This window comes from Pseudomonas citronellolis, assembly GCF_900112375.1.
Classification (GTDB): Bacteria; Pseudomonadota; Gammaproteobacteria; order Pseudomonadales; family Pseudomonadaceae; genus Pseudomonas; species Pseudomonas citronellolis.
On the sequence record NZ_FOLS01000010.1, the window covers coordinates 171,393 to 192,461 of the forward strand.

At 66.7% G+C, this 21,069-nt stretch carries 19 protein-coding genes; 8 read left to right on the forward strand and 11 right to left on the reverse strand.

Annotated features, from left to right (window positions below; genetic code table 11):
* The first annotated feature begins 184 nt into the window (after positions 1-184).
* On the forward strand, positions 185-739 hold the full coding sequence (locus BM060_RS11975) for a DUF6160 family protein (protein ID WP_074980340.1): 555 nt from the start codon (positions 185-187) through the stop codon (positions 737-739).
* A 3-nt stretch (positions 740-742) separates the two neighbouring features.
* Here the strand turns inward: BM060_RS11975 and BM060_RS11980 are convergent, their stop codons facing one another.
* Complete coding sequence (locus BM060_RS11980; protein WP_074980341.1) at positions 743-1,366, reverse strand: 2OG-Fe(II) oxygenase; 624 nt, start codon at positions 1,364-1,366, stop codon at positions 743-745.
* Positions 1,367-1,464: 98 nt separating this feature from the next.
* Here BM060_RS11980 and BM060_RS11985 point away from each other — a divergent pair, with 98 nt between their 5' ends.
* On the forward strand, positions 1,465-2,196 hold the full coding sequence (locus BM060_RS11985) for a DUF2059 domain-containing protein (protein WP_043268232.1): 732 nt from the start codon (positions 1,465-1,467) through the stop codon (positions 2,194-2,196).
* Here the strand turns inward: BM060_RS11985 and bipL are convergent.
* Positions 2,193-3,131 carry a phospholipase BipL gene (bipL, locus tag BM060_RS11990; RefSeq protein WP_043317445.1) on the reverse strand — a complete coding sequence of 313 codons (939 nt, stop codon included), beginning with the start codon at positions 3,129-3,131 and terminating at the stop codon, positions 2,193-2,195. The genes BM060_RS11985 and bipL overlap by 4 nt on opposite strands.
* Before the next feature lie 77 nt (positions 3,132-3,208).
* Here bipL and BM060_RS11995 point away from each other — a divergent pair, with 77 nt between their 5' ends.
* Both BM060_RS11995 and BM060_RS12000 read left to right on the forward strand, forming a co-directional pair.
* A complete protein-coding gene (locus BM060_RS11995) occupies positions 3,209-3,850 on the forward strand; it encodes a DUF6436 domain-containing protein (protein WP_074980342.1) in 642 nt (213 codons plus the stop codon).
* A 31-nt stretch (positions 3,851-3,881) separates the two neighbouring features.
* Positions 3,882-4,385, forward strand: a complete 504-nt coding sequence (locus BM060_RS12000; protein ID WP_064584833.1) for a hypothetical protein — start codon at positions 3,882-3,884, stop codon at positions 4,383-4,385.
* A gap of 17 nt (positions 4,386-4,402) precedes the next feature.
* On the opposite strand, the gene BM060_RS12005 is transcribed toward BM060_RS12000, so the two are convergent.
* Positions 4,403-5,437 (reverse strand): AraC family transcriptional regulator, encoded by a 1,035-nt coding sequence (locus tag BM060_RS12005; RefSeq protein ID WP_074980343.1) that lies wholly within the window; start codon positions 5,435-5,437, stop codon positions 4,403-4,405.
* Between the two features lie 106 nt (positions 5,438-5,543).
* Between BM060_RS12005 and BM060_RS12010 the strand changes: the two genes are divergently transcribed.
* Positions 5,544-7,934 carry a penicillin acylase family protein gene (locus BM060_RS12010; protein WP_074980344.1) on the forward strand — a complete coding sequence of 797 codons (2,391 nt, stop codon included), beginning with the start codon at positions 5,544-5,546 and terminating at the stop codon, positions 7,932-7,934.
* Positions 7,935-8,342: 408 nt separating this feature from the next.
* Here BM060_RS12010 and BM060_RS12015 read toward each other — a convergent pair whose 3' ends face one another.
* The 8 genes from BM060_RS12015 to BM060_RS12050 all read right to left on the reverse strand — a co-directional run bounded on the left by BM060_RS12015 (position 8,343) and on the right by BM060_RS12050 (position 17,445).
* Complete coding sequence (locus tag BM060_RS12015; RefSeq protein WP_074980345.1) at positions 8,343-9,215, reverse strand: ABC transporter permease subunit; 873 nt, start codon at positions 9,213-9,215, stop codon at positions 8,343-8,345.
* On the reverse strand, positions 9,212-10,093 hold the full coding sequence (locus BM060_RS12020; protein WP_173427895.1) for an ABC transporter permease subunit: 882 nt from the start codon (positions 10,091-10,093) through the stop codon (positions 9,212-9,214). The genes BM060_RS12015 and BM060_RS12020 overlap by 4 nt, the downstream gene beginning before the upstream one ends.
* A 26-nt stretch (positions 10,094-10,119) precedes the next feature.
* On the reverse strand, positions 10,120-11,274 hold the full coding sequence (locus tag BM060_RS12025) for an ABC transporter ATP-binding protein (RefSeq protein ID WP_074980346.1): 1,155 nt from the start codon (positions 11,272-11,274) through the stop codon (positions 10,120-10,122).
* A gap of 55 nt (positions 11,275-11,329) precedes the next feature.
* Positions 11,330-12,403 carry a polyamine ABC transporter substrate-binding protein gene (locus BM060_RS12030; protein ID WP_245323049.1) on the reverse strand — a complete coding sequence of 358 codons (1,074 nt, stop codon included), beginning with the start codon at positions 12,401-12,403 and terminating at the stop codon, positions 11,330-11,332.
* Positions 12,404-12,647: 244 nt separating this feature from the next.
* Positions 12,648-13,748 (reverse strand): polyamine ABC transporter substrate-binding protein, encoded by a 1,101-nt coding sequence (locus BM060_RS12035; RefSeq protein ID WP_074980348.1) that lies wholly within the window; start codon positions 13,746-13,748, stop codon positions 12,648-12,650.
* A 116-nt stretch (positions 13,749-13,864) separates the two neighbouring features.
* Entirely contained in the window at positions 13,865-15,229 is a 1,365-nt protein-coding gene (locus BM060_RS12040) for an aspartate aminotransferase family protein (protein WP_074980349.1), read from the reverse strand.
* Positions 15,230-15,291: 62 nt separating this feature from the next.
* On the reverse strand, positions 15,292-16,650 hold the full coding sequence (locus tag BM060_RS12045) for a glutamine synthetase family protein (RefSeq protein ID WP_074980350.1): 1,359 nt from the start codon (positions 16,648-16,650) through the stop codon (positions 15,292-15,294).
* A 42-nt stretch (positions 16,651-16,692) separates the two neighbouring features.
* Positions 16,693-17,445 (reverse strand): gamma-glutamyl-gamma-aminobutyrate hydrolase family protein, encoded by a 753-nt coding sequence (locus BM060_RS12050; RefSeq protein WP_074980351.1) that lies wholly within the window; start codon positions 17,443-17,445, stop codon positions 16,693-16,695.
* 277 nt (positions 17,446-17,722) lie between these two features.
* Here BM060_RS12050 and BM060_RS12055 point away from each other — a divergent pair, with 277 nt between their 5' ends.
* From BM060_RS12055 to BM060_RS12065, 3 genes are all read left to right on the forward strand, one after another.
* A complete protein-coding gene (locus tag BM060_RS12055) occupies positions 17,723-19,099 on the forward strand; it encodes a glutamine synthetase family protein (RefSeq protein WP_074980352.1) in 1,377 nt (458 codons plus the stop codon).
* A 164-nt stretch (positions 19,100-19,263) separates the two neighbouring features.
* A complete protein-coding gene (locus tag BM060_RS12060) occupies positions 19,264-20,322 on the forward strand; it encodes a polyamine ABC transporter substrate-binding protein (RefSeq protein ID WP_074980353.1) in 1,059 nt (352 codons plus the stop codon).
* An 86-nt stretch (positions 20,323-20,408) separates the two neighbouring features.
* Complete coding sequence (locus BM060_RS12065) at positions 20,409-21,041, forward strand: TetR/AcrR family transcriptional regulator (protein ID WP_009614000.1); 633 nt, start codon at positions 20,409-20,411, stop codon at positions 21,039-21,041.
* Positions 21,042-21,069 lie beyond the last annotated feature (28 nt).

Consider the following 21,069-nt stretch of genomic DNA (forward strand, 5'->3'; position numbering starts at 1 on the left):
CACTCCCTTTTCGATCGCAACAGACTAGCCCGCGCATCGGACCCGGTCACCTGGCAACCGATGGCGGCCACCCTCCGATGGTCGGGCCCATCCTTCGGCTGGAACTGCCGCGCCAGCATGGCGGGCCTGGCGCATCGCGCGCAGACTGCCTCGCCATATCGCCCACCGCGAGGGAACCGCCACCATGCTCAAGCCTCTCAGCCTGCCGCACCTGATCGGCGGCCTGCTGCTGTGCGCCGCCGGCGCCAGCCAGGCCGCGCTCGAACCGCTGGACAACGAAAACCTCGGCCGCATCACTGGCCAGGAGGGCCTGAGCATCCGCGCCGACGTCATGGCCAGCATCGGCAAGGCCGCCTGGGTCGACGACGGCGGCAGCGTCTCGCTGCGCAACCTGAAGATCGACAACGGCTGCACCAGCGCCGCGGTCTGCCCGGATGGCCGTGGCGGCGCGCTGCCCCTGGGCGCGGCGCAGCTGGGCCTGAGCCTGCCGATCTTCGGCGTCGAGCTGCCGACCCTGCAGGTCGACGTGGTCCAGGGCAGCACCGGCCAGCAGCAGTTGGCACTGACCCTGCCGGACCTGACCACCATCAACAAGCAGCTCAATGACGGCGGCCTGCCGGCGCAGACCATCCGCGTGCGCGTGGCCGGCGACCTCTACGTCGGTGAAAGCCGCCTGGGCAGCCTGGAGGTGCGCGACATCCAGGACATCAGCGGCACCATCCGCGTCTGGGGCCACTGAGCCCTAGAGCGGGGCGTCGCCGCGGCGGCGGAACCAGCCGGTCAGCGACAGGCGTTCGCGGTGGGCCGGCAGCACCTCGTGGGGAAACTCGCCGGAAAGGAACAGCACCAGGCCGCCCCCCAGCGGCGGCACATCGTCGTGGCTGCCGTCGGCGAAATACAAGCGCAGTTCGCCGGCGTGCTCGGGTAGCCAATCGTCGTTGAGGTAGAGCACCGCCGACACGCAGCGCCGGTCATCGTCGCGGAAGCGGTCCAGGTGTTTCTGGTAGAAGGCGCCCGGCGGGTACAGGGCGAAGTGGCACTCGAAATCTTCCAGGCCCAGGAACAGCGCGCGGTTGAGCGCCACGCGCAGTTCATCCATCAGCTCCAGGTAGCGGTCGCAGGCCTCGGCCTGCCCCGGCTCCAGCCACTGGATGCGGTCGCCGCGGATGCCCTCGCGCACCGCCTGGCCGGCGCCGCGCCCCACCGAGGCCGAGGCCAGCTCGCCGGCGGCGGCGCGGTTGCGGCACTCCGCGGCCAGGGCGGCGATCAGGTCCGCGGGCAGGAAGTCGCGTTGCAGCGACCAGCCGCGTTCGGCCAGGTCGTCGACGGCGTTTTGCAGGGGGGAGGAATCGGCGTGCGGGTTCATGCGCTATTGTAACGCCGGCGACAAGCGCCTCGACAAGCGGGGCCGGGCTTGCCGACAATAGCCGCGGCGGATGGCCACTGCCGCCAGGAGGACCCGATTTGCGTGCACTGCTTGCCCTTGCCCTGCTGATGCTGGGCCTACCCGTACTGGCCGACGATTATCAGCGCCTCTACCAGGCCGCCGGCTGGCCGGAACAACGCGCGCACTTCAACGATGCCCTGCACGCCGCGCAGAAGCGCTACCAGGCCAACCTGCCGCCGGCGCTGTACCAGGCCCTGGTGAACAACAGCGACCAGCGCTTCGCCCCGGCGCAGATCGACGCCCGGGCGCTGGCCGGCCTGCGCCGGAACCTGGCGGACAGCGGCCCGGCACTGGCCTTCTTCGAATCGCCCCTGGGGCGCAAGATCGCCGCCGCGGAAACCCTCGCCACCCGCAGCGATCAGCTCGCCCAGTACGCCAACGGCCTGCCGCGCCAGCAGGCCACGCCGCAGCGCCAGCAGCTCGCCCAGCGCCTGAGCCGGGCCCTGCCGGCCAGCGAGGCGGGCGCCGAGGTCAGCATGGCGCTGGCCAGCGTGGCCGCCGACAGCCTCAGCCAGATGCTCCCCGGCCTGCTCGGCCAGGGCCAGGGGCTGCTCGAAGGGCAGCGGCAGAACGTCGTGCAGCAGATCGGCGCCGACCTCGACAACACTCTGCTGTACGTCTACCGCGGGCTCTCCGACGCCGAGCTGCAGCAGTTCGCCGACTTCGCCGAGTCGCCCGCCGGCCAGGCCTACTACCAGGCGGCCCTGGCCGCGGTGAAGGCCGGGCTGGCCTCCGCCCCCTCGAACTAGCTCAGGCGCTCGCCGAGGAAGTCGAAGTAGCGCCGGCGCAGCGCCTCGCTCTCGTTGGCCAGGTGGTGCCGCGCGCCGGTGAGCAGCAGGCACTCGATGCGCTCGAACTTCTCCTCCAGCACCCTCAGGTTGTAGCGCCAGTCCACCGTCTCGTCGGCGTCGCCCTGCACCACCAGCAGGTTGCGCGCGCTGGGCGGCGCGCCCTCGATGTGCGGAATCCAGCGCGCCAGCGCGCCCACCCAGGCGGTGGGCAGGATGCGCGGCTGCAGCGGGTCGCGATCGCGGAGGAAGGCGAGGAAGCCGGCGTCGTTGGAGTTGTCGGTGAACTTGCGCGGAATGGAGTCGACGAAGGGCCGCAGCAGCTGGTAGCTGAGCTTCGACCAACCCCAGGCGCGCGGCCGCACCAGCGGCGCCAGCAGCAGGGTGTGGCCCAGCTCCGGGCGCGGCGCGCCGGTGAGCAGGTAGTCCAGCAGGATGGCACCGCCGGTGCTCTGCCCGAAAAGGTGCCAGGGCTGCGGCAGGTCCAGCTGCGCCGCCGCGTCCAGCAGGCCGGCAAGCACCGCCTGGTACTCGGCGAAGTCGTTGATGCTGGCCGCCGCGCCGTTGGACAGGCCGTGGCCCGGCAGGTCGCAGGCGATCACCGCCAGGCCCAGGTCCAGTGCCCAGTCGATGACGTGGCCATAGAGCCCCATGTGGTCGTAGTAGCCGTGCAGCAGCAGCAGGCTGCCGCGGGCCAGGGGCGGGCGCCACAGCTGCGCGGCGATGCGGTAGCCGGCGCACTCGAAGTAGCCCAGGCGGCTTTCCAGGCCCGGGTAGCGGGCCGCCAGGTCGAGCCCGTAGAAGGACTGGTAGGCGAGGACCTGGGCGTCGCGTTCGGCTGCGGTCAGGGGTCGCAGGCGCTGGCGCAGCAGATCGGGCTGGAAGGCTTCTGGCATCGGGGTTTTCCGCGGTTTCCGGTGACGCTGGGACGAGCGCCCGGCGGCATCCGGGCGGTTCTGCCACAAGCGACGGCATGGCACTCTTGAGGGCTATCTTACCGGGATTCGCCATGCCTGCCCGCCGCACGCTCATCCTCGCCTGCCTCGCCGCGCTGCTCGCCGCCATGCTGCTGGGCGCCTACCAATGGTTCCAGCAGCGCTACATCCGCCCCTTCGACGCGCAGCCGACGCTGTTCAGCGGCGCCGGCCTGCAGCTGCCGGCCGAACTGGCCGGCCCCGGCGCCATCCGCCTGGTGCATTTCTGGGACCCGGCCTGCCCGTGCAACGTCGGCAACCAGCAGCACCTCGCCGAGTTGCTGGCGCGCTTCGCCCCGCTTGGCGTGCAGTTCTTCGCCGTGCAGAAGCCCGGCAGCCACGGCCAGTTGCCCGCCACCCTGCAGGCCCTGCGGCCATTGGCCACGCCGCCTGGCGCCGAGGCGCTGCCGGCGAGCCCGGCGGTGGCCATCTGGGACCGCCAGGGCCGCCTGGCCTATTTCGGCCCCTACAGCGAGGGCGCGGTGTGCAGCTCGGCCAACAGCTTCATCGAACCGGTGCTGCAGGCGCTGATCGACGGCCGCCCGGTGCAGTCCACCCAGAGCCTCGCCCAAGGCTGCTATTGCCCCTGGCGGGCGGACAGCCGGGCGCCAGCATCTACACTAGCCGGAGCCGGCCCATGAAGGGCCGGCGCGCGACTACAAGGAGCCTCCCATGCCGCTACGCCCCACCCTCGCCCTGTGCGCCCTGCTCAGCCTGCCGCTGCTGGCCAGCGCCGACGACCAGGCGCCCAGCCCCGACCAGGTGATGTCCGAGCACAAGGCGGAGATCGACAACCGCCTGGCCGACATCGACTACAAGCGCAAACGCATCGTCGAAGCCAACATGAACCTCACCGGCAAGGAAGGCGAGGCATTCTGGCCGATCTACAACACCTACCGCAGCGAGGCCGAGAAGCTGAGCAAGCAGCACCTGGCGCTGATCCTCGACTACGCCAAGTCCTACAACACCGGCAAGGTCTCCGACAAAGACGCCAGCGCCCTGCTCAAGCGCGCCGAGAAGCTCCAGCAGCTGCGCCTGGACCTGCGCAACCGTTACATCGCGCGCATGGCCAAGGCCGTCTCGCCGACCCGCGCCATGCGCTTCCTGCAGATCGAGACGCAGCTCGACGCCATGGCCCTGCTGGACATGGCCAGCGAGATCCCGCTGGCCGAATGAGCCCGGCGCGGGACGCCTCAGTGCGCCTGCGCCATCTCCTGCAAACGCCGCCGGTACACCTCCGGCGGCACCCCGAACCAGCGCCGGAAGGCGCGATAGAACGGCGACAGCTCGGCGAAACCGCAGGTTCGCGCCACTTCGCGGATGGCCACGCCTTCGGCCAGCAGCTCGGTGGCGCGCTGGCGGCGCACTTCCTCGTGCAGTTCGCGAAAGCCGCTGCCCTGCCCGGCCAGGCTGCGCTGCAAGGCGCTGGCCGGCAGGCCCAGCAGCTCGGCGCAGGCCTGCAGGGTGCAGGGTTCGCGGCCCAGGCGGTGGGCCAGCAGGTAGCGCAGGCGGTTGAGCAGGTCGTTCTCCTGCAGGCGCTGCAGTTCTTCCTCCGCATAGCGGGTGAGCACGCCGTGCAAGGCGGCGTTGGCCGTGCGCGACGGTCGCCGCAGCAGGGTGCGCGGGAACAGCAGGGCATCGTGTGCGCAGGCGAACCGCGGCGTCAGCCCGAACAGCCGGCGGTGCTCGGCCAGGCGCCGTGGCGCGGCATGGCGGAACTCGATGGCGGAACAGGCGAACTCGTCGTCGCTGACCGCTTTCAGCAGCTTGATGAACAGCAGCAGCAGACACTCCATCTGCTGGCGCAGCGGCGGGCAGTCGCGGTAGTGGATGTCGAGGACCAGCCGCGCCTGCTCGCCCTCCTCGCGCAACTGCGCGGCCAGGCCGCCGGAGAGGATGTGCTGGAAGCGCAGGAAGCTGTGCAGCGCCTGCTCCAGGTCGCGGCTGGCCAGCAGCAGATAGCCGACCACATCGAGCAGGCGCGGCTTCATCGCCTCGGCCAGGTGCAGGCCGATGTCCACGTCACCGCTCAGCTCCGGCAGCGCCGCCCAGAACAGCGGCACCTCGTCGTGCAGCAGGCGGCCGTCGGCGCTCACCGGCGCCAGGCGCACGCGCCGCAGCGCCTGGCGGTAGATGCGCGCCGGCTCCAACCCCAGGTTGGTAAGCGCCTCGTAGAGCAGGCGGCGCAGGGTGGCCGAATGGGTGAGTGGCGCGCTGGAGAGGGACATGTGGCCTCCTTTTGACCAAAGACTTTCAGCTTGCGCGCGTTTGGTCAATGAAAGCGCCCGGCGCGAATGCGCAGAATCCGCCCAGAACAACAAGGAGAGCCGCTACATGAAACGTACGTTGACCGTTCTTGCCGTGCTGGTGGCGGCCGCTGCCGCCGGGGGCGCCTGGTACCTGCATGGCAAGCAGCCGACCCGCGACGGCCTGGCCGGGCTGCCCGGCCTGCAGGCCGAGGTCGAGGTGCGCTACGACGAGCGTGGCGTGCCGCACATCCGTGCGCAGAACGAAAGCGACCTGTACCGCGCCCTGGGCTACGTGCACGCCCAGGACCGGCTGTTCCAGATGGAGATGCTGCGCCGCCTGGCCAAGGGCGAGCTGGCCGAGGTGCTGGGGCCCAAGCTGGTGGACACCGACCGCCTGTTCCGCACCCTGCGCCTGCGCGACCATGCCGCCGAGTACGCCGCCCGCCAAGACAAGCAGTCGCCCGCCTGGAAGGCCCTGCAGGCCTACCTGGACGGCATCAACCAGTACCAGGCCAGCCACCCGAAGCCGCTGGAATTCGACGTGCTGGGCATTCCCAAGCGGCCCTTCACGGTGGAGGACACCCTCGCCGTATCCGGCTACCTGGCCTACAGCTTCGCCGTGGCCCTGCGCACCGAGCCGGTGCTCACCTACATCCGCGACGACCTGGGCGCCGACTACCTGAAGGCCTTCGACCTGGCCTGGCACCCGGAGGGCGTGCTGCAGCGCCCCACCGCGCTGGCCGCCGGCGACTGGAAGGACCTCGGCGCCCTGGCGCAGATCAGCCAGCAGGCCCTGGAAGCCGCCGGCCTGCCGCAGTATGAGGGCAGCAACGCCTGGGTGGTTTCCGGCAGCCGCACGCGCAGTGGCCGGCCACTGCTGGCGGGCGACCCGCACATCCGCTTCGCCGCGCCCTCGGTGTGGTACGAGGCGCAGCTCAGCGCCCCCGGCTTCGAACTCTACGGCCACCACCAGGCCCTGGTGCCATTCGCCATGCTCGGCCACAACAAGGACTTCGGCTGGAGCCTGACCATGTTCCAGAACGACGACATGGACCTGGTGGCCGAGAAGACCAACCCGGCCAACCCCGAGCAGGTCTGGTACCACGGCCAGTGGGTGGACCTCGCGCGCGAGGAACAGAGCATCGCGGTGAAGGGCCAGGCGCCGGTCAAGCTGGTGCTGCGCAGCTCGCCCCACGGGCCGATCGTCAACGACGCCCTGGGCGCCGCCTCGGGCAAGACGCCCATCGCCATGTGGTGGGGCTTCCTGCAGACCGAGAACCCGCTGCTGGACGCCTTCTACCACCTCGACCGCGCCGACACCCTGGACAAGGCCCGCGCCGCCGCCGCGCAGATCCACGCGCCGGGGCTCAACGTGGTCTGGGCCAACGCCCGCGGCGACATCGCCTGGTGGGCCTCGGCGCAACTGCCGAAGCGCCCGGCCGGCGTCGATCCGAACTTCATCCTCGACGGCAGCACCGCCGCGGCGGACAAGGACGGCTTCTACCCCTTCGTCGAGAACCCCCATGAAGAGAACCCGGCGCGCGGCTACATCGTCTCGGCCAACTTCCAGCCGGTGCCCGCCAATGGCCGGCCGGTGCCCGGCTACTACAACCTGGCCGACCGCGGCCAGCGCCTGGACCAGCACCTGGCCGACGCCTCGGTGAAGTGGGACCTGCAGAACAGCCAGGCGCTGCAGCTGGACACCGGCACCGACTACGGCCCGCGCACCCTGGCGCCGCTGCTGCCGAGCCTGCGCCAGGCCGCGGCCGGCGAGCAGGAGAAGGCGCTGGTGGAGCAGCTGGCGGCCTGGAAGGGCGACTACCCGCTGGATTCGCTGGCCGCCACCCTGTTCAGCCAGTTCCTCTACCAGCTGGCCTACGGCGCCATGCACGACGAAATGGGCGATGCCTTCTTCAACACCCTGCTGAGCACCCGGGCGATAGATAGCGCCCTGCCGCGGCTGGCCGCCGACGACGCCTCGCCCTGGTGGGACGACCGCGCCACGGCGCAGAAGGAAAGCCGCGCGGACATCGTCAAGGCCGCCTGGCAGGCCAGCCTGAAGCACCTGCGCGACACCTTCGGCCAGGACCCGGCCAATTGGAAATGGGGCGCGGCGCACACCCTCACCCACGTGCACCCGCTGGGCATGCAGAAGCCGCTGGACCGCCTGTTCAACATCGGCCCCTTCGCCGCGCCGGGCGGCCACGAGGTGCCCAACAACCTCTCGGCGCCCATCGGCCCGGCGCCCTGGGCCGTCACCTACGGGCCCTCGACGCGGCGCCTGGTGGACTTCGCCGACCCGACCCACGCCCTGGGCATCAACCCGGTGGGCCAGAGCGGCGTGCTCTTCGATGCGCACTACAAGGACCAGGCCGAGGACTACGTCGAAGGCCGCTACCACGCCGAGCATTTCGCGCCCGACGAGGTCGCCGCCAACAGCCACGGACTGCTCAGGCTGGTGCCGCAGGCCCGCTAGGCCGCGCCAGAAACGACGAACCCCGCATGATGCGGGGTTCGTCGTTTCCGTGAGAAGGGACTGCGGGAGGCGCCGAAGCTCCCTGGCGCGTTATTCCCCCTAGGGATAACTATTGGGGTGTTGTATTGGGCGCCACCTCCCGCCTGGGTGCTGTGGAAAGCACTGGCAAATTGCCCGGGATCACGGAGGCCGACCAAGCTGCGGGGAATAGCCGGCAACCGCCAACGGACACACTGAATAGTAGTTGGCAAATGCAGGGAAGTTGCGGCGATTAGCTGTCAGATTCTTCTGAGAAGACCGACTCTTCTTGCCCTACGGCATATGCCCGCCTCCCCCAAAAACATGGGCCACCCGAAGGTGGCCCATGGTTTTCGCAGGCACCGGCTGCAGCCGGCCGACAAGACGACGTCAGACGGTGGCCGGCGAACCTTTCTGCCAGTCGGTGGCCGTGGCTTCCATGGCCTCCTGGACGGCACGCTTGCGACGCTCCTCGGCCTGGCGTGTGAAGTACCAGGCGAAGAAGGTGAACAGCGAGACGGTCAGCAGAATCAGGCTGGCCACCGCGTTGATCTCCGGCTTCACGCCCAGGCGCACGGCGGAGAACACTTCCATCGGCAGGGTGGTGGAACCGGGGCCGGAGACGAAGCTGGCCAGCACCAGGTCGTCCAGCGACAGGGCGAAGGACATCATGCCGCCGGCCGCCAGCGAAGGCGCGATCATCGGGATGGTGATCAGCAGGAACACTTTCCAGGGCTTGGCGCCCAGGTCCATGGCCGCTTCCTCGATGGACAGGTCCAGTTCACGCAGGCGCGCCGACACCACCACCGCCACGTAGGACGAGCAGAAGCTGGTGTGGGCGATCCAGATGGTGACGATGCCGCGCTCCTGCGGCCAGCCGATCAGCTGGGCCATGGCCACGAACAGCAGCAGCAGCGACAGGCCGGTGATCACCTCGGGCATGACCAGCGGCGCGGTGACCATGCCGCCGAACAGCGTGCGGCCGCGGAAACGCGGGATGCGCGTCAGCACGAAGGCCGCCAGGGTGCCCAGGATCACCGAGGAAACCGCCGTGTACACGGCGATTTCCAGGGAGCGGAACACCGAACTGATCAGCTGGGTGTTGTCCAGCAGGCCGACGTACCACTTCACCGACCAGCCGCCCCACACGGTCACCAGCTTGGAGCCGTTGAACGAGTAGATGACCAGGATGACCATCGGCACGTAGATGAACAGCAGGCCGACGATCAGCATGATGTTGGAGAAGGACCAACGCTTGTTCATACCTTGCCCTCCAGTTCTTTCGCCTGGTTCTTGTTGAACAGGATGATGGGCACGATGAGGATCGCCAGCATGACCACCGCCAGGGCGGATGCCACCGGCCAGTCACGGTTGTTGAAGAACTCCTGCCACAGCACTTTACCGATCATCAGCGTCTCGGGGCCGCCGAGCAGTTCCGGGATGACGAACTCGCCCACCGCCGGGATGAACACCAGCATGCAGCCGGCGATGATGCCGTTCTTCGACAGCGGCACGGTGATCTTCCAGAAGCTGGTGAAGTTGCGCGCGCCCAGGTCGGAGGCGGCCTCCAGCAGGCTCATGTCGTGCTTCACCAGGTTGGCGTACAGCGGCATCACCATGAACGGCAGGTACGAGTAGACGATACCGATGTACACCGCCAGGTTGGTGTTGAGGATGGTCAGCGGTTCGTTGATCACCCCCAGCCACATCAGGAAGCCGTTGAGCAGGCCGTTGTTGGACAGGATGCCCATCCAGGCGTACACGCGGATCAGGATCGCCGTCCAGGTCGGCATCATGATCAGCAGCAGCAGCACGGTCTGCATTTCCTTGCTGGCGCGGGCGATGGCGTAGGCCATCGGGTAGCCGATCAGCAGGCACAGGAAGGTGCTGATCGCCGCCATCTTCAGCGAGCCCAGGTAGGCGTCGATGTAGAGCGGGTCGTCCGTCAGCATCAGGTAGTTGCCGAGGTTCAGCACCAGTTGCAGGGTCTGGTCGGCGTACTGGAACACTTCGGTGTACGGCGGAATGGCCACGTCCGCTGCCGCCAGGCTGATCTTCAGCACGATGGCGAAGGGCAGCAGGAAGAACAGGAACAGCCAGATGAACGGCACACCGATCACGGCGTGCCGGCCACGCGGCAGGCGCTTCATGAGCGATTTGCTGATGTTCATGATTGCAGCACCACACCGCTGTCGTCGTACCAGCTGATGTACACCGGCTGGTCCCAGGTCGGGCGGGCCACGTGGCGCTCGGCGTTGGCCATGAAGGCCTGGACGATCATTCCCGAGGCCAGCTTGATGTAGTACACCGAGTGGCCGCCGAGGTAGGCGATGTCGTAGACGGTGCCCTGGGCCCAGTTGAAGCCTTCGTGCTCGAGGTTTTCCGGCTTCTGCGCGCTGACCATGACCTTCTCCGGACGCAGCGCGTAGGTGATGCGCTTGTCTTCGGCGCGGGTGCTGATGCCGTGGCCGATGTAGATCGGGTTTTCCAGCTGCGGGCAGGCGATCACCGCGTGGTCCTGCACGTCCTCGACCAGTTGGCCGTCGAACATGTTGACGTTGCCGATGAACTCGCAGATCAGGCGGCTGGCCGGGGTCTCGTAGATGTCCATCGGGCTGCCGATCTGCTCGATGCAACCCAGGTGCATGATGGCGATGCGCTGGGCCATGGTCATGGCCTCTTCCTGGTCGTGGGTCACCATCACGCAGGTCACGCCCACGCGTTCGATGATCTCCACCAGTTCCAGCTGCATCTGCGAACGCAGCTTCTTGTCCAGGGCGCCCATGGGCTCGTCGAGCAGCAGCAGCTTCGGCCGCTTGGCCAGCGAACGGGCCAGGGCCACGCGCTGGCGCTGGCCGCCGGAGAGCTGGTGCGGCTTGCGCTTGGCGTACTGGGTCATCTGCACCAGCTTGAGCATTTCCTCGACGATCTTGTCGATCTCGGCCTTGGGCAGGCCGTCCTGCTTCAGGCCGAAGGCGATGTTCTGCGCAACCGACATGTGCGGGAACAACGCGTAGGACTGGAACATCATGTTGATCGGCCGCTCGTAGGGCGGCAGGTCGGTGATGTCCTGGCCATCCAGGAAGATGCGACCTTCGGTCGGCCGCTCGAAGCCGGCCAGCATGCGCAACAGGGTGGATTTACCGGAACCGGAACCGCCGAGCAATGCGAAGATTTCGCCCTTCTTGATGGTCAGGGAAACACTGTCCACCGCAAGGGTTTCGTCGAACTGCTTGGTGACCCGGTCGATTTTTACCAACACCTCTTTGGGCTGCTGGTCGCCCGCGAGGGCTTTCTTGTAGGCACCGGAGGCTATAGCCATTACCACAACTCCCAACTTTTTGGACGCCCGGCCCCCGCGGCCGGGCGTACTTGGATTACTTACCGGACTTGATCTTGGTCCAGGAACGGGTCATGAGGCGCAGGATCTTCGGCGGCAGCTCGTGCTGCACGAAGAGCTTGTCGAGCACTTCCTGAGGTGGGTAGACCTCGGGATTGTCGCGCACGGACTCATCCATGAATTCGCCAGCCTTGGGGTTCGGGTTGGCGTAACCGACGTAATCGCTGACCTTGGCGATCACCTCGGGCTTGAGCAGGTAGTTGATGAAGGCGTGGGCCTCTTTCGGGTTCGACGCATCCTTCGGAATGGCGAGGATGTCGAACCACAGGTTGGCACCTTCCTTCGGAATCGCATAGGCGATGTTGATGCCCTTGCCGGCTTCCTTGGCGCGGTTGGCCGCCTGGAACACGTCGCCGGAGAACCCGGCGGCGACGCAGATGTTGCCGTTGGCCAGGTCCGAGATGTACTTGGAGGAATGGAAGTAGGTGACGTACGGGCGAACCGCCATCAGCTTGGCCTCGGCCTTCTCGTAGTCGGCCGGGTTGGTGCTGTTGGGGTCCAGGCCCAGGTATTTGAGCACGGCCGGCATCATTTCGTCGCCCGAATCGAGGAAGGCGACGCCGCACTGGCTGAGCTTCTTCATGTTCTCGGGCTCGAAGAGCACGGCCCAGGAATCGATCTTGTCGACGCCGAGCACGGCCTTGACCTTGTCGACGTTGTAGCCGATGCCGTTGGTGCCCCACAGGTAGGGCACGCCGTAGAGGTTGCCCGGGTCGTTGGCCTCGAGCTGCTTCATCAGGTGCGGGTCGAGGTTCTTCCAGTTCGGCAGCTGGCTCTTGTCCAGCTTCTGGAAGGCGCCGGCCTTGATCTGGCGGCCGAGGAAGTGGTTGGACGGCACCACGATGTCGTAGCCGGTGCGGCCGGCCAGCAGCTTGCCCTCGAGGGTTTCGTTGGAATCGAAGACGTCGTACACCGGCTTGATGCCGGTTTCCTTCTCGAAATCGGCCAGGGTGGTCTCGCCGATGTAGTCGCTCCAGTTGTACACGTGGACGGTCGGCTGGGCCTGCGCCACGGCGGCGCCCAGGCCCAAGGTCGAGATGGCGGCGATCAGGGTATTGCGGAAGGGAATGCGCACACGTCGGTCCTCTCTGTTGTCATGAAGCTTCTTGGTGTTGGCGTTTACAGCTTGTCCGGGCCTTCCGTGGCGCGCGCGAGCGCTTCTGCAGCCCTAGCTGCAACCAGCGGTCATCCCACTGCAGATGATCCGTGCCTGCAGAACGGTGGCGGGCCTGCGACCGCCCCTCCACCGCCCAGCACCCGCCCGGCCGTTCGCGACGAACGACCGGGCCGGGCCGTCACTTGCCAGACTTGATGGTGGTCCAGCTGCGGGTCATCAGGCGCTGGACCTTCGCCGGCAGGTCCGGGAAGGCGTACAGCTTCTTCATGACCGCGTCGCTCGGGTAGATGCCCGGGTCGTTACGGATTTCCTCGTTCACCAGCGGCGTGGCCGCGGAGTTGGCGTTGGGGTAGGAAACGGTGTCGGAGATCTCGGCGATCACCTTCGGCTCGAGCAGGAAGTTGATCCACTTCAGGGCGCTTTCGGGGTTCTCGGCGTCCTTCGGAATGGCCACGGTGTCGAAGAAGGCGCCGGCGCCTTCCTTCGGAATGTGGTAGGCCACCTTCACGTTGTTCTTGGCTTCCACGGCGCGGGACTTGGCCTGGTAGATGTCGCCGGAGTAACCGATGGCGACGCAGATGTTGCCGTTGGCCAGGTCCGAGATGTACTTGGAGGAGTGGAAGTAGGTGATGTACGGACGGATCTTCAGGAACAGGTCCTCGGCGGCCTTGATTTCCTTGGGATCCTGGCTGTCCGGCTTGTAGCCCAGGTAGTGCAGGGCCGCCGGGATCATCTCGGTGGGCGAGTCGAGGAAGCTCACGCCGCACTGCTTCAGCTTCTGGATGTTCTCGGGCTTGAATACCAGGTCCCAGGAATCCACCGGGGCGCCGTCGCCCAGCGCGGCCTTGACCTTGTCCGGGTTGTAGCCGATGCCGATGGTGCCCCACATGTAGGGGATGGCGAACTTGTTGCCCGGGTCGCTGACCTCGAGGGTCTTCATGATGTCCGGGTTCAGGTTCTTCCAGTTCGGCAGCTTGTCGCGGTCCAGCGGCTGGTAGACGCCGGCCTTGATCTGCTTGGCCAGGAAGGAGTTCGAGGGAACCACCACGTCGTAGCCCGACTTGCCGGCCAGCAGCTTGGCTTCCAGCACTTCGTTGCTGTCGTAGACGTCGTAGACGACCTTGATGCCGGTGGCCTTGGTGAACTCGTCGACCGTGTTCGGGGCGATGTAGTCGGACCAGTTGTAAACGTGCAGTACCTTGTCATCGGCCTGTGCCATACCGGCCACAGCGCCCGCCAGAGTCACGGCGAGCAGGGTCTTGCCGAAGGTTTTGAACATGCGGGTAGCTCCAATTGTTTTTGATGTTCCAGGTGGCGTCGGCGGCTTCCCGCCTTCACCACCCGGTGAGCCTGGCCAACGCACAGGCGCAGTCTGTCAAAGGTCCGGTGAAAGACTCAAGACAGCGCTACGGCGGCGGTTTGATCGAGGCACTTGCGCGCCAGGGTGATCAACTCGTCGATCTCCGGCTTGGTGATGACCAGCGGCGGCGAAATAATCATAGTGTCTCCCACCGCGCGCATGATCAGGCCGTTGCGGAAGCAGTGCTCGCGGCACAGCATCCCCACGCCGTTCTCGAAGCGCTCGCGGGTCTTCTTGTTCTTCACCAGCTCCAGCGCGCCCACCATGCCGACGCCACGGGCCTCGCCCACCAGCGGGTGGTCGGCCAGCTCCTGCCAGCGTTTCTGCAAGTAGGGTGCCGTTTCCGCCTTCACGGTCTCGACGATCTTCTCCTCGCGCAGGATGCGGATGTTCTCCAGGGCCACCGCCGCGGCTACCGGGTGACCAGAGTAAGTGAAGCCGTGGTAGAACTCGCCACCCTCATTCAGGGTATCGACGATCTCGTCGCGGACGATTACGCCGCCCATGGGGATGTAGCCGGAAGTCAGGCCCTTGGCGATCGGCATCAGGTCCGGGGCGTTGCCGTAGTACTGGCTGCCGAACCATTCGCCGGTACGGCCGAAGCCGCAGATGACTTCGTCGGCAATGAACAGGATTTCGTACTTGGCGAGGATTTCGCGGATCTTCGGCCAGTAGGTGTCCGGCGGAACGATCACGCCGCCGGCGCCCTGGATCGGCTCGGCGATGAAGGCGGCGACGTTCTCCTCGCCGACTTCGAGAATCTTCTTCTCCAGCTGCTCGGCGGCCCAGACGCCGAACTCTTCCGGCGACATGTCGCCGCCCTCGCCGTACCAGTAGGGCTGGGCGATGTGCACGATGCCCGGGATCGGCAGGTCGCCCTGGCTGTGCAGGGCCTTCATGCCGCCGAGGCTGACGCCGGCGACGGTGGAGCCGTGGTAGCCGTTCCAGCGGCCGATGACCACCTTCTTCTGCGGCTTGCCCTTGATGCTCCAGTAGTGGCGGACCATGCGCAGCACGGTGTCGTTGGACTCCGAGCCGGAGCCGGTGAAGAACACGTGGTTCATGCCTTCGGGGGCGATGTCGGCGATGGCCTTGGCCAGTTCCAGCACCGGCGGGTGCGCGGTCTGGAAGAACAGGTTGTAGTAGGGCAGCTCGAGCATCTGCTTGTAGGCGACCTCGGCGAGCTCCTTGCGACCATAGCCGACGTTCATGCACCACAGGCCGGCCATGCCATCGAGGATCTTGTTGCCCTCGCTGTCCCACAGGTACACGCCTTCGGCCTTGGTGATGATGCGCGCACCCTTCTCGTTCAGCTGCTTGTAGTCGGTGAACGGAGCCAGGTGGTGTTCGCGGCTGAGCGCCTGCCAGTGTTGGGTCTGGGCGCTGGTCTGTTTCGTCATTTTGGTAAAACCTCTCTGTAATGAACACGGGGCCCGGCCGGCAGAGCCGGGCCCCACGCCGATCAGACGGACAGCAGGAGGAACTCCCGCTCCCAGGAACTGATCACCCGCTTGAAGTTCTCGTGCTCGGCACGTTTCACCGCGACGTAGGCGCGGATGAACTTGCTGCCCAGGTACTGTTCAAGGGTCTTGCTGCCTTCCATGGTTTCCAGTGCCGCCTCGATGGTCAGCGGCAGGCGCAGGTTACGTCGTTCGTAGCCGCGGCCCTTGACCTGGGCACTGGGTTTGATGCCTTCGACCATGCCGATGTAGCCGCACAGCAGGCTGGCGGCCAGCGCCAGGTACGGGTTGGCGTCGGCGCCGGCCAGGCGGTTTTCCACGCGGCGGTTCTCCGGGTTGGAGTCCGGCACGCGCAGGCCCACGGTGCGGTTCTCCTCGCCCCACTCGACGTTCACCGGCGCCGAGGTGTCGGGCAGGAAGCGGCGGAACGAGTTGACGTTCGGGGCGAACAGCGGCAGGGCCTCGGGGATGAAGCGCTGCAGGCCGCCGACGTGGTGCAGGAACAGCTCGCTCATGGTGCCGTCGGCATTGGAGAAGATGTTCTTGCCAGTCTTGAGGTCGACGATGCTCTGGTGCAGGTGCATGGCGCTGCCCGGCTCGCCGGTCATCGGCTTGGCCATGAAGGTCGCGGCCACGTTGTGCTTGAGCGCGGCCTCGCGCATGGTGCGCTTGAACACCAGGATCTGGTCGGCCAGGTCCAGGGCGTCGCCGTGACGGAAGTTGATTTCCATCTGCGCGGTGCCTTCCTCGTGGATCAGCGTATCCAGGTCCAGGCCCTGGGCCTCGCACCAGTCGTACATGTCCTCGAACAGCGGGTCGAATTCGTTCGCCGCGTCGATGGAGAAGGACTGGCGGCCGGTTTCCTGGCGCCCGGAACGGCCCACGGGGGCCTGCAGCGGGTAGTCGGGGTCGTCGCTGCGCTTGGTCAGGTAGAACTCCATCTCCGGCGCCACGATCGGCTTCCAGCCCTTGTCGGCGTAGAGCTTGAGCACGCGCTTGAGAATGTTGCGCGGCGACAGCTCGATGGGGTTGCCGAGCTTGTCGTAGGTGTCGTGGATGACCATCGCGGTGGGCTCGATGGCCCAGGGGACGAGGAACACGGCATTCTCGTCCGGGCGGCAGACCATATCGATGTCGGCCGGGTCCAGCAGGTCGTAGTAGATGTCGTCCTCGACGTAATCACCGGTCACGGTCTGCAGGAGCACGGACTCCGGCAGGCGCATGCCCTTCTCGTTGAGGAACTTGTTGGTCGGCGCGATCTTGCCCCGGGCAATCCCGGTCAGGTCGGCGATCAGACATTCCACTTCGGTGATCTTGCGTTCCTTCAGCCAGCTGGTCAGCTGGTCTAACTTGGTAGTCATAAAGACCTCAGGGTTTTGAGAGCCCGGCCCCAACCGCCGGACTCAACGTTGCCCCGCCCTCTTGCTGCAGGCTTTGCCGAATGCCTGGAAGATGGCGAGATAGTTGGGATTGGATCGGACCTGCCATTCGGGGTGCCACTGCACGCCGAGGGCGAAGGCCGTGGCGCCTTCTACGGAGAAGGCCTCGACCAACCCGTCAGGCGCCAGTGCTTCTACGCGAAGGCCCGGCGCCAGACGTGCAACGCCTTGGCCATGAATGGAATTGACCTGGATCTGCGCCGGCAAGCCGATGCCGGCGAGAATGCCGCCCGGCTGCACGTCGACGACGTGGCGCGGGGCGTACTGCACCTCGACCGGCTGGTTGGCCGGCTCGCGGTGGTCCATGAAGCCTGGAGTTTCGTGCACCTTCTGGTGCAGCGTGCCGCCTAGAGCCACGTTGATCTCCTGGAACCCGCGGCAGATGCCGAGCAACGGCACGCCGGCGGCGATCGCAGCGCGAATGAGCGGCAGTGTAGTAGCGTCACGGGCGATGTCATGCAAAGTGCCTGCATCGCTCTCGGGGCCACTATAATGATGGGGCTCGACGTTCGACGGTGATCCGGTGAACAGCAGCCCATCGAGGCTGGAGAGCAAGGTGTCCTGGTCAAGCGATTCGCCCAGGGCTGGAATGATCAGCGGTAGACCATTGGCCCCGGCCACCACGGCACTGACGTATTTGTCACCGACGGTATGGCTGGGTTTATGACCGACTTGCCTGACGCAGGCGGTCACGCCGATTAACGGCAGGCGAGACATGGGACACCCGTGTTTGTAAGTGTTATGGGTTGCGACCGAGCTTAGCGCTGTTCATTTTTTTACACAATAGCCCTGTAAAAAATTGCACACGCCTCTCTGCACACCCCATGGCAGCACGCTTTCACGGCCCCTGAGACAAGCCGAAATGCCCCAAAAATGGCCGCCTTGCACCATCAACGGGCAGGAAGTGGCGCTATTGACATCAACAGGCCTTTCGGATTGACTCACAGCCTAGCCCCCGCATGATTGATATTTTTAACAATAAAGGTGTTGCACCATGTCGGTACCCCCGAGTGCCGTTCCGCTCTCAGAAGCGACCGAGTTCCTCAAGGAACACCCCGAGGTCCAGTTCGTCGACCTCCTTATTGCAGATATGAATGGCGTGGTTCGCGGCAAGCGCATCGAGCGCACCAACCTGCCGAAAGTCTACGAGAAAGGCATCAACCTCCCCGCCTCGCTGTTCGCCCTCGACATCACCGGCTCCACCGTTGAAAGCACCGGCCTGGGCCTGGATATCGGCGACGCCGACCGTGTCTGCTATCCCATCCCCAACACCATCGCCATGGAACCCTGGCAGAAGCGTCCGACCGCGCAACTGCTGATGACCATGCATGAAATGGAAGGCGAGCCGTTCTTCGCCGACCCTCGTGAGGTACTGCGCCAGGTCATCCAGAAGTTCACCGACATCGGCCTGAGCATAGTCGCGGCCTTCGAGCTGGAGTTCTACCTGATCGACCAGGAGAACGTGAACGGCCGTCCGCAGCCGCCTCGTTCGCCGATCTCCGGCAAGCGCCCGCAATCGGTGCAGGTCTACTCCATCGACGACCTCGACGAGTACGCCGACTGCCTGCAGGACATCATCGACGGCGCCCGCGCCCAGGGCATCCCGGCCGACGCCATCGTCAAGGAGAGCGCCCCGGCGCAGTTCGAGGTCAACCTCCACCACGTCAACGACGCGCTGAAGGCCTGCGACTACGCGGTGCTGCTCAAGCGCCTGATCAAGAACGTGGCATACGACCACGAGATGGACTCGACCTTCATGGCCAAGCCCTACCCGGGCCAGGCCGGCAACGGTCTGCACGTCCACGTGTCGCTGCTGGACAAGGACGGCAAGAACATCTTCGCCAGCGAGGATCCCGAGCAGAACGCCGCGTTGCGTCACGCGATCGGCGGTGTGCTCGAGACCCTGCCCGCCTCCATGGCCTTCCTCTGCCCGAACGTCAACTCCTACCGCCGCTTCGGCTCGGCCTTCTTCGTGCCGAACGCGCCGAGCTGGGGCCTGGACAACCGCACCGTGTCGCTGCGCGTACCCACCGGCGCGCCGGAAGCGGTGCGCCTGGAACACCGCGTGGCCGGTGCCGACGCCAACCCCTACCTGCTGCTGGCCGCGGTCCTCGCCGGCGTCCACCACGGCCTGACCAACAAGGTCGAGCCGGGCGCGCCGATCGAAGGCAACGCCTACGAGCAGCTGGAGCAGAGCCTGCCGAACAACCTGCGCGACGCCCTGCGCGAGCTGGACGACAGCGACGTGATGAACAAGTACATCAGCCCCGAGTACATCGACATCTTCGTCGCGTGCAAGGAGCACGAGTTGCAGGAGTTCGAATATTCGATCTCCGACCTCGAGTACAACTGGTACCTGCACACCGTATAAGAAACACCCCAGGCGACGCCGGCCCCGCGCCGGCGTCCGTCTGACCGCCTTGCCCGCCGGGCGGGCGGCCCCGCCGCACCCTGCTCTGCCGCACCACGCTGCAACCAAGCCCCCGGGATGGCCGCCGGCCGTCCATGCTGTGCCTTGACATAGGGAGAATGCCAATGCCACGCCTGCTCGCCCCGCTGTTGCTGCTGCTCTGCCCGCTGTTCGTCCAGGCCGAGGACGTCATCCGCGTCTACAACTGGAACGACTACATCGCCCCGGAAGCGCTCAAGGACTTCGAGAAGGCCAGCGGCGTCCGCGTCGAGTACCACACCTACAGCACCGCCGAAGAACTCAAGCAGGCGCTGCGCTCCGGCGAGAAGATCGACGTCGCCGTCCCCTCCCACAACGACCTGCCGCAGCTGATCAAGGACAAGCTGATCCAGCCGCTGGACTTCACCCGCCTGCCCAACCGCAGCCACCTCGACCCGCAGCTGATGAGCAAGCTGGCCGCCGTCGACCCCGACAACCGCCACGCCGTGCCCTACCTGTGGGGCGCCGTGGGCCTGGCAGTGAACCAGCCGCAGGCCGAGAAGGCCCTGGGCGGGCCGGTGCCGGACAGCTGGGGCCTGCTGTTCGACCCGCAATACAGCGCGCGCCTGAAGAGCTGCGGGCTGAGCCTGCTGGACGCGCCCGACGAGACCTTCTCGGTGCTGATGAACTACCAGGGGCGCAACTTCGCCCGCAGCGCGCCGACGCAGATCCGCCGCGCCGGCCAGGTGCTCGAGGTGCTGCGCCCGAACCTGCGCTACATCGACAGCGAGCGCTACATCCAGGACCTCAACGACGGCAAGCTGTGCGTGGCCATGGCCTGGGTCGGCGACGCCCTGCATGCGGCCCGCGCCGGGCAGCCGGTGCACTTCATGGTGCCGCAGGAGGGCTCGGTGCTGTTCATCGACAACCTGGTGGTGCCCAGCAGCGCCCAGCATCCGGACCTGGCCCTGCGCTTCATCGACTTCATGCTGCAGCCGAAGGTCGCCGCCCAGGTCACCGCCGCCACCCTCTACCCGAACGCCAACGTCGACGCCGCGGCCTTCCTCGACGCCGAGCTGCGCCAGCAGCCGGGCCTGTACCCAGACCAGGAGACCAAGCGCCGCCTGTTCGCCCTGGAAACCGCCCCGGACAAGACCGCGCCGGTCCTCAAGCAAACCTGGGACAAGCTGCTGGCCGACCACTGACGGCCAGCGGCGCGCGCCAGGGGCCGCGAACTTGCTCCGGACGCATGAGCTGGCGTCCAATAGCCCGCTCATGCCCGGAGAACCCCATGCCCGCCCCCACCAGCTCCCGCAAGCCCCGCGCCAGCAGCCAGGCGCGCATCGCCAGCATCCTCGACGCCGCCCGCGCGCTGCTCGCCGAAGACGGCACCGCCGGCCTGTCGATCTACGCCGTGGCGGAGCGGGCGGACATACCGCCGTCCTCGGTCTACCACTTCTTCCCCAGCGTGCCGGCGCTGCTGCAGGCGCTGACCGGCGAGGTCCACGCCGCCTTCCGCGCCTGCCTGGCGGCGCCGGTGGACCACGACGCCCTGCGCGACTGGCGCGACCTCTCGCGGCTGGTGGAGGAGCGCATGCTCGCCGTCTACGCCGGCGATGCCGCGGCGCGCCAGCTGATCCTCGCCAGCCACGGCCTGGCCGAGGTGACCCTCGCCGACCGCCAGCACGACATGGAGCTGGGCCGCTCCATGCAGGCCCTGTTCGACCACCACTTCCACCTGCCCGAACTGCCCCGGGACATCGAAGTGTTCAGCCTGGCCATGGAACTGGGCGACCGCGTCTACGCCCTCTCGGTGCAACGCCACGGACGCATCGAACCGCGCCTGGCCGAGGAAGGGATGCGGGTGTTCGATGCCTATCTGTCGCTTTACCTACCACCTTTCCTGCCCAAACGGCAGCTGTAAGCGGCACGGGCTCTTCGTAGGAGCGAGC